We start from the raw sequence: 7,688 nt of genomic DNA on the forward strand, positions 1-7,688 counted from the left end.
ACATTAAATTCAGAACTCACTACTAACTTTACAAATTTAAAAAATATTATTAATGCAATAACCCGTCAAGGTTGTACAAACATATATATGGGTATTAAAAAAGCAAATACTGAATTAGACAGTATAAGACACCGCGCTGATGCAAAAAAAATAGTCGTTCTTTTATCTGATGGCTGTGCTAATACTACAACAGATCCTGATATACCTGACCCGAAACATGATGGTCCATGTAAGGCTGTTAGGATCGCTCGTCAAAAAGCTATCGATGAATCGACTAAAGGATGGGATGATAGTATCACTTATTTTTCTATTGGATTAGGTGCTACAGGTCATGTTGATGAGTTAACATTACAAAAGATTGCTAAAGATATAAATGATCCCGATATAAATAGATACTTTCATTCACCAAGCGGAGAAGAACTAGAAGATACCTTCAAATCTATAGCTGAAGCAATAAAAAGTACCACTTATCCACCAACCACGTCTAATGAATCTTTTTTAACCTCTGAAAATATAAATATTTCCAATCTACAATTTAAGTTATACGATACATTAACTCAACCTTTTTTAGAGATTGAAATTACAGTAAGAAGTAAAGGATATGACTCCTCACCTGCATGGAAAAGAGCTTCATCAACGATAAAAACAACAATATCCTTAAGGAATTATAAATAATATGCTTCTAAGCAAAAAAGAGGACAAAGGACAAGTATTAGTCATTAGTATATTACTTACAGTTTTTGTATCAGCTATAGCTTTGAGTTTTACTTCTTTAATGATTACTGCATTAAAAACACAAAGAGATGTCAGCAATTCACTAATTGCAAATTATGCCGCTGAAACTGGAGTTGAAAAAACAATATTAAAAATCAAAAATCCTTCTACAATTTACCCGATTATTGAAAGCATGAATTTTGGAAATGGGTTATATTATTCTCTAAGAGCAGATGTTAATGCCGTTGATCCAACACAAATATTGGTTGAATCAACCGGTATTAAAAATAATGTAAGACGCAAAATTGAAGTTCTGATACCAATAGCCCCGGACACAGACGGTGTTTTTTCCCCTTCATCCTGGAAAGAAGTAAACCCGTAATCTGCCACGTGCAGAATCATTTAACATTTAACAAGCACTATTTACTTCCATCTTAATTATTCTGTAGATTTTTTTGTTTGTGAATAATTATTTTTTAATATCAATATATTATACTAAACGTTCGATGTTTTATGACTTTTTACTGTATCGATTTTGTTACTTCGTAAATAGGTATAAAAACCGCTATTACCAAAAATCCTACACCAATACCTAAACAAATTATGATCAAAGGCTCTAATAGTTTAGTAAGGTTATCAACAACTACATTAACTTCTCTTTCATAGTAATCTGCCACTTTTGATACGGTAGAGTCTAAAGTTCCTGTTTTCTCACCAACGCCAACCATTTTCACAACAAGAGGTGAGAATATATTACTTTCCTTAAATGCATCAAATAAACTTTCGCCATCTTTTATCTTGTTGGCTATTTTTATAATATCCTTTTTATAATGAATATTATCTATTGAATCGGCCGTTACTTCCAAGGATTTTATAACATTAACACCGCTACCCGCTAGAGTCGTAAAAGTACGGGTAAACCACGCCATATAAGCCCTATTCATTATAGAACCAACTATTGGCAATTTAATTTTTATATAATCCCAAATAAAACTGCCTCTTGTGGTTTTTTTAAACCAAACCCCCAGAAAAATAAAACTAAATACAATGGAAGGGATAAGAAGCCACCACCAATTTATAACAAATTCACTTATAGCCATGAGTACTTGTGTCATCCATGGAAGTTTTGTTCCGCTTTCTTCCAAAATAGACTTAAGGTTTGGAATAATAGAAACTACCACGAAGAGAGCTACACCAACTAAAGCCGAGAGTATAAAAGCAGGATATATCATCGCCGCCTTTAATTTAGTACGAATTTCATAATCTTTTTCTAACTGATTAGACACTCTTAAAAGAACCTGATCAATTGTTCCAGAAGTCTCACCAACTTTTACCATGCTAATATAAATAAAAGGAAAAACATCCGGATATTTACTCATCGCAGAAGATAAAGAATCTCCATTTTCAACATCCGTAGCAACTACTTGCAGAATCTCGGAAAATTTCTTATTCTTTTCACCCTCTACGAGCGTTTTTAAGGATTCAACAATTGGTAGACCGGCATTAATCATAACGGAAAATTGATTCGAGAAAACCATGATTGTTTTTAATGGTATGTGAAAAATAAATGAAAAAAGATTATTTAAGCTTGATTTTTTGATATCTATAAGCTTTGTTATAAAAAATCCTTTTTCGATTAAGTTATCAGCAGCCGCTGTTCTGCTGGCTGCCTCTATAACTCCAATATTTTCATTCCCGAACTTGTCTCTAACTTTAAAATTATAAGTTGGCATAATAATTAATTTTATTGAAAAGATTGATATCTATCCTGCAAGTTATTAATCTTTTTAAGAGTGCTTTGATCGAATTTAATTTCAATATTTTCAGAATTGTCTGGTTTTTGCGAAAATTTATCCATAACATAATTTGATAAAGGATAAATAGCAAAATAAATAAAACCTATGACAGTAATTAATATTGATAAAAGTATAATTGAATCTATTTTTAACTTATTTTCCATATATTAACCTGCTATTTTAACTACTGCGCTAAAACTAATATCACCGCCAGAACTTTGATTTTGTTCTGCCAAACGTGCTGAATTTGTGGAATAAGACATAGATACAACATCAAATACATACATATTATTTTCTAGATCATTAAGAAAGTTTTTAAAATTATCGAAGCTGTTACCTCTAAATGTTATCTTAATTTGATTTTTGCCTTCTTTCGATTCCGGAGCAATAGAAGAAATAATAAGATTAGATGATGAGGTAATAGTCTCAAGTTGCGCCAAAAACTGAACCATATTTTTCTCTTTTGCGTATGAAGCAACCTTCTCTAGTTTAGCTACAGTCGCAGGAAATGTAGGCATCTGCTCCTTTAATTTTGAATATTTATCAAGATCAGCTTTTCTTTGCTCCAGATTACTATTTTTATCATTAACATTTTTCTCTTCATTCAAAACAATTCCGTAACAAGCCTTTATTATAAAAAAAGTTAGAACCAGAATAACAAAATACACAACATAGTTTAAAAAACTACTATACTTACCATATTTGCCATATGGCTTATTATCTTGTTTTTGATTATCTTGTGGTTGTAAGTTCATTTTTTTCTCAACACCATTTCCTTGGAAAACTTAAATTCAATTGAAAAATTAAAATTATTGTCTTTATCTACAGTAGAATTTTTAATATCAAGGTCAGTAAAACCTTGTTTTCTTAATACTTCTAAAAACCTTAAGAAATCTCTAAATATTGCAGTTTTACCTTGTATTTTGATTAAATTTTTTGTATCGGTATCTAAGCTTTTTATTTCAATTTCTGCTGGTTTAATATCTTCTATTTTTGAAAAAAGATCTGAAAAATAGGTATGATTTTTCAAAATTGACATAGCCGGATGAACTTTATACTTTTCAAAACTCTCCTTAAAGTCTTTCAATCCTTCTTCTGAAGCTACTATTGCCGATTCTTTACTATTTAAACTAATTAAAATTATCTTTGCTGCTAAATACCTAAATAATAATATTGAAAACAAAAAAGCAAAAGTAACAGCACCAATTATAAAAGCTTTTAAAACTGGTGATGTTTCATCTTTCTTTTTTTCTTCTGGTGGGATAAGATTAATTTCCATTTCTACCTTAGTATAAATGTAAACGTTAAGTCATTGCAAGACCGATTGCTACTGCGAAACGAGGACCTAGCTTTGTTAAGTGACACGGATCCCTAATTGCTGAACAGTCTATATCAGCCCAAGGATTCGCAAGATAAGTTTGCTTACCAATTTTTTCTGTAAAAGCATTAATTAAACCGGGTATATTAGCACAACCGCCTGAAAGAATAATTCTTGTATTGGCTTCAAAAAAATTAAAGGTCCGCTCAGTTTCAGAAATAATCATATTAATTATTGTTTTTAAACAATTATAAACTTGCTGATTATCTTTATATTTTAAGAAACCGGCACCGTGAAGAACTTGTTTTGCGTCTTCCTGCACAATCTTCAAGGTACTTGCTAATGATGTAATCATACTGCTCTCGCCAAATCTTAGATTTCTTATAAATTTCAGATTCCCTTTACTTATCAAGGTTAGTGATGTAAAGCTATAACCGACATGTACAACCAATAAATCTTTGTGGCCTTCTGAAGTTAGGGATTTAGCTAACGCCAGCGGTTCTAATTTAAGAGAGACTGGATTTAATCCAGAATCTTTTAATAAAGTTAAATAATTACTAACAAGCAATTTTGGAGTAGATACCACTAAAATTTCCATACCCTGCTGGTTTTTTTCTGTTATCTGCCAATTTACTAAATTTTCCTTTACATCAATTGGAAGCTTTTTAATTTCCCATTCCATTGCATTCTTAAGCTCTTCTTCTGTCATTTGAGGAACTGTGATAAAGGTTGTAAAAACTTTTTCCGAAGGCACTAAAGAAATTGTATTCCTAGTTGTACACTTAGAATCATTCATTACTTTTTTTAGATAAACAGATAAGGCGTTTAATGCTTCTTTATTCTCAAAAGATAAAAGGCCTGGGGGGATAGGCATTTCTCCAAGCGAAACAAGTACATATTTATTCTTATGTTTTCTTAATTCTATAAGCTTAATGGAATAAGAACCGATGTCTATACCTAAAAAGGATTTCATTGAATTTAAAGTTAATCTCTTTATTTAGTTTATAATATTGGGAAAATTTGTAAACAACTTATACTTACTCAAATACTCCCCAAGAAATACTTACCTTGGATATCCCATATTTAAGTTTTCTGTTTATCTTTATTATTAATAATAACTATCAAACGATTACAAGCTTTTTGAAAATCTTCTATTCTCTTTTTTAAAATTTTAGTACTTGAACTTATAACATTCACCTCAATTTCTTTATTGATACCGCTATCGGATGAAACCGTTACTTCAGGTTTGACCACAGGCTTGGCAGGCGTTTTTTTAACGGGTTGACTTGAAGATTCGTTATTTTCTTCATAAACAGATGTTGCTTGAGCTCCAAACATCTGAACAACCATTATAGTCGTATAACCCTGATACTCGCCGCTTATTACCCCAACTCCTAATTCTTTAAAGTTATTTGAAAGAATATTAGCTCTGTGTCCGCTAGAGTTCATCCAAGCGCTTACAACAGCTCCACTATCTGTAAAATTCATAGCTAAATTTTCACCAGCATATATATAATTATACCCCTCTGCTGTTATAAAAGTCCAAGGTGTTTTTCCGTCTGAAGTATTATGGGAAAAATAATCTCTATTAATCATGTCAGAAGCTTTATCTCTAGCGGCCTGGGCTAATTTATAATTCCAGGAAAGAGCTGGTTGATTATTTTTCTGCCGTTCGCTATTAGTCAAATTAAATATACTATTTTCTGTAATAGACGAGGCTGAGACAGAAGACGGGAAAAAAGGTATAACTATTACCAATATTCCAATAAATACGGCTAGTTTTTTAATTTTATTTCTCATATTTTATAAAGAATAAAGAGTAACGCGTCTTTTCAAATCTTTAATATGCGACTCTCTTAGAGATTTTAAGTGCCCTTCTCCTTTCTCTATCTTTTGTATAATTAGTGAACTATGCTCTCCGCCTAGTATATAAGGCAAGATAACATAATCAGCACCAGCCTTATATAAGTCAAAGGCTTCTTTTACCTCGTCTGTAGCAACAATAACTTTAATTTTTGGATTAAGTTTTTTAGCTCTATGAATTACTAAAAGATTATCTCTTAAATTTGGAACAGTTGAAATAACCATAGACGCTTTACTTAGTTCAACTTTTTCTATCACATCAAGATCTTCTATGTCACCATATATACATGGAATTTTTCTATTATTTAAATTACAAATTACATCAGGATCAAAATCAACCACTAAAAATTTTTTCTTTAGAGAAGATAATGTCTCAGCTATCTGACTACCCATTAAATGACATCCGACTAAAACAATATGATCGCCGATTTTTAATTCAACAGAGGTATAATTTTCGATTATTTCTTTTCGTTCAAAAATAGAAAGAGGCTTTCTCAAAAGATTATATAATTTATCTGCAAAAGTAATAAAATAAGTTGAAATTGTAATCGTTATAACCCCTACTATTGTGATTATAGAAACAATCTCGGGCCCAATGTGACCTAAAACAAGTCCAGTGCCTAAAAGAACGAGTGAAAATTCACTTACCTGAGCAATAGATATACCAGCCAAAAAAGAAGTTCTTTTCCGATACCCCAAGTATCCCAAAATAGCCATTACTATTATAGGCTGAACCAACAGCACAAAAATACTAAATATAATTATTGGCAATAAATTATGATCAAGATTAAAAGATATTTGAGTACCCAAGGCTACAAAAAACATAATTAAGAAAAAATCTCGAAGCGATCTAACTCTAGCAACAATCTCAAAACTATATGGTAAATAAGCCAGCGATAATCCGGCTAAAAATGCTCCTATTTCAATCGATAAACTTAGGTAATATGACAATATGGAAAATAAAAAACACCAAGAAATAGAAAGAATAAATAAAAGTTCATGATGCTTTGCTATATATCTAAAAACTCTTGGCAGGATAAAAGTAGAAACCAAAAAAGTTATAGATATTAGAACTACTGCTTTAATAAATATAACTAGAAACGGAAGTGCTGTTATTGTTGTCTGATTTTTTAAAGCATCTAAAAAAATTAACGCAACAATAGCTAGAATATCTTGAATAACTAAAAAACCGATACTTATTTTCCCGTATAAAGAATTAAGATCATGTTTCTCGGATAATAATTTAACTACTATGACGGTACTGGATAAAACTAGCGCTAAAGATATATAAAAAGATGGAATAATAGGAAAATTTAATAATATAGAAATAACAAATCCCAATATACCTGCTATTGCAAAATGTGATAAAGATACAATAAGAGAAGCCCTTCTTACTTCTTTTAACTTTCTAATATCTAATTCTAATCCGACAAGAAATAGAAGAAAAGTAATACCCATGGTCGAAAAAGTCCTAGCCAGTTCATGATTGCCTATTACTTTAAAAAATAGAGGACCAAGTATCAATCCAGTAAAAATATAAGCCAGTATAAGAGGTTGTCTAATAGAACGGAAGAATATACCAACCAAGCTGACAACAATAAGAACAATTCCTAATTCTAAAAAATAAACTTCCATAGTTAATATATTATATCAGAAATTAGTTAAATTGTCAACTGCTTATACTAAACCTTGTTTTTCAATCTCGCTTTTACCAAAAAAACCGCCATCATGGCGGTTTTTTTATCTTTCAAATATTAATTTTGGTGGGCCCGGAAGGATTTGAACCTTCGACCAACCGGTTATGAGCCGACTGCTCTGACCGCTGAGCTACGGGCCCAAAAATATATTCATTCATCTTAAAGAACTAATGTAATAATTTTAGCAAAAAGTTAATAAACTTTAAAGTGTCTGTACGCGTCACGCACATTTGAGACTCCGGAACAGTTTTTATTAAATAATCAATGGGTGAAATATTACCCAAAGATTGGTGTATTCTC

General features: G+C 31.0%; 9 protein-coding genes and 1 tRNA gene. 2 read left to right on the forward strand and 8 right to left on the reverse strand.

Features of this window, described 5'->3' with window-relative positions:
- Together COX95_05030 and COX95_05035 are read left to right on the forward strand one after the other, a co-directional pair.
- Positions 1–675, forward strand: a 675-nt coding sequence (locus COX95_05030; protein ID PIZ85169.1) for a hypothetical protein, incomplete at its 5' end; no start/stop codon positions are given.
- Between the two features lies 1 nt (position 676).
- Positions 677–1,096, forward strand: coding sequence for a hypothetical protein (locus COX95_05035; GenBank protein PIZ85170.1), 420 nt, complete (start codon positions 677–679; stop codon positions 1,094–1,096).
- A 139-nt stretch (positions 1,097–1,235) separates the two neighbouring features.
- Here COX95_05035 and COX95_05040 read toward each other — a convergent pair whose 3' ends face one another.
- The 8 genes from COX95_05040 to COX95_05075 form a co-directional block, all read right to left on the reverse strand.
- Positions 1,236–2,447 carry a hypothetical protein gene (locus tag COX95_05040; protein ID PIZ85171.1) on the reverse strand — a complete coding sequence of 404 codons (1,212 nt, stop codon included), beginning with the start codon at positions 2,445–2,447 and terminating at the stop codon, positions 1,236–1,238.
- A gap of 11 nt (positions 2,448–2,458) precedes the next feature.
- Positions 2,459–2,674 carry a hypothetical protein gene (locus tag COX95_05045; protein PIZ85172.1) on the reverse strand — a complete coding sequence of 72 codons (216 nt, stop codon included), beginning with the start codon at positions 2,672–2,674 and terminating at the stop codon, positions 2,459–2,461.
- Between the two features lie 3 nt (positions 2,675–2,677).
- Positions 2,678–3,265, reverse strand: a complete 588-nt coding sequence (locus COX95_05050; protein PIZ85173.1) for a hypothetical protein — start codon at positions 3,263–3,265, stop codon at positions 2,678–2,680.
- The gene (locus tag COX95_05055) at positions 3,262–3,789 is read right to left on the reverse strand and encodes a hypothetical protein (GenBank protein ID PIZ85174.1); all 528 of its coding nucleotides are present in this window, start codon (positions 3,787–3,789) and stop codon (positions 3,262–3,264) included. The genes COX95_05050 and COX95_05055 overlap by 4 nt, the downstream gene beginning before the upstream one ends.
- Positions 3,790–3,814: 25 nt before the next feature.
- Positions 3,815–4,801, reverse strand: coding sequence for a hypothetical protein (locus COX95_05060; protein ID PIZ85175.1), 987 nt, complete (start codon positions 4,799–4,801; stop codon positions 3,815–3,817).
- A 110-nt stretch (positions 4,802–4,911) separates the two neighbouring features.
- Positions 4,912–5,628, reverse strand: coding sequence for a hypothetical protein (locus COX95_05065; protein ID PIZ85176.1), 717 nt, complete (start codon positions 5,626–5,628; stop codon positions 4,912–4,914).
- Between the two features lie 3 nt (positions 5,629–5,631).
- Positions 5,632–7,326, reverse strand: coding sequence for a sodium:proton exchanger (locus tag COX95_05070; GenBank protein ID PIZ85177.1), 1,695 nt, complete (start codon positions 7,324–7,326; stop codon positions 5,632–5,634).
- 126 nt (positions 7,327–7,452) lie between these two features.
- Positions 7,453–7,528, reverse strand: a tRNA-Met gene (locus COX95_05075).
- Between the last annotated feature and the right edge of the window lie 160 nt (positions 7,529–7,688).

The organism is bacterium CG_4_10_14_0_2_um_filter_33_32 (genome assembly GCA_002792735.1).
Classification (GTDB): Bacteria; Patescibacteriota; CPR2_A; order CG2-30-33-46; family CG2-30-33-46; genus CG2-30-33-46.